At 73.1% G+C, this 1,105-nt stretch carries 2 protein-coding genes; both read left to right on the top strand.

Annotated elements, in window-relative coordinates; genetic code table 11:
* Positions 1-244: LAETG motif-containing sortase-dependent surface protein (locus GA0115240_RS36980; RefSeq protein ID WP_272919916.1), on the top strand; the 244-nt coding region annotated here is incomplete at its 5' end.
* 99 nt (positions 245-343) lie between these two features.
* The coding region (locus tag GA0115240_RS19290) for a protein kinase domain-containing protein (RefSeq protein WP_141708894.1) at positions 344-1,105 on the top strand (762 nt) is incomplete at its 3' end.

The following is a 1,105-nucleotide window of genomic DNA, read 5'->3' on the forward strand; positions in this document are numbered from 1 at the left end:
CCGCGGGGCCGTCGCCGGTGGCACCTCGGGCGGCGGCGCGTCCGCCGCTGATCCGGACAACCACCCGCAGGCCATCGCCGACCGCAACCTCGCCGACACCGGCGCCGGTCCCGCCGCCCCGTACGTCGCGATCGGCGCCGCCGTCCTCGTCGCGGCCGGCGCCGCCATCTACCTGGCCACCGGACGCCGCCGCAGGATCGCCGCCGAGGACGCCTTCGACGACGAGTTCGACGACGAGGAGTGAGCCCCGCCGGCTGACAGCAGGGAGGGGGCGGCCCGGCGCCGGGACCGTCCCCTTAGTCTGTTACCGGCAACAACGGGGGCATGAGGGCGGACGGGGCAGATGGCTGACGGACTGTTCGCGGGGCGTTACGAGCTGGCCGAGCTGCTCGGCTCCGGCGGAATGGCCCGGGTGCACCGGGCGCGCGACACCCGGATGGGCCGTACCGTCGCCGTCAAGACCCTGCTGCCGACCCTGGCCGGCAACCCGGACGCCCGCCTGCGGTTCGCCCGCGAGGCGCAGGCGGCCGGCGCGCTCAACCACCCGGGCATCGTCACCGTCCACGACCAGGACGAGATATCCGACGGCGACACGGTGGTCCCGTTCCTGGTGATGGAGTACGTACCGGGCACCACCCTTGCCCACCTCCTGCACAAGCAGGGCCAGTTGCCGCCCGAGCGGGCGGTGCGGATCGTCTGCGACGTGCTGGACGCGCTGGCCCACGCGCACAGCCACGGAACGGTGCACCGCGATGTGAAACCCGCCAACGTGATGATCACCGAGGAAGGCGCGGTCAAGGTCGCCGACTTCGGCATCGCCCGGGTTCTGCACAGCGGCACCCGGCAGACCGCCGCCGGCGCCCCGATCGGCACACCCAGCTACATGTCGCCCGAGCAGATCAACGGCGCCGACGTGGACGCCCGCAGCGACGTCTACGCCGCCGGCTGTGTCCTGTTCGAACTGCTCACCGGCCGCCCGCCGTTCACCGACGGCAATCCGCTCACCCTGATGTACCGGCACGTGCACGCCGTACCGCCCGCACCCTCCTCCCGCGATCCGCGCGTGCCGAGAGAACTGGACGAGCTGGTCCTCGCCGCACTGGCC

Origin of the sequence: Streptomyces sp. DvalAA-14, from assembly GCF_900091855.1 — a bacterium.
GTDB lineage: Bacteria > Actinomycetota > Actinomycetes > Streptomycetales > Streptomycetaceae > Actinacidiphila.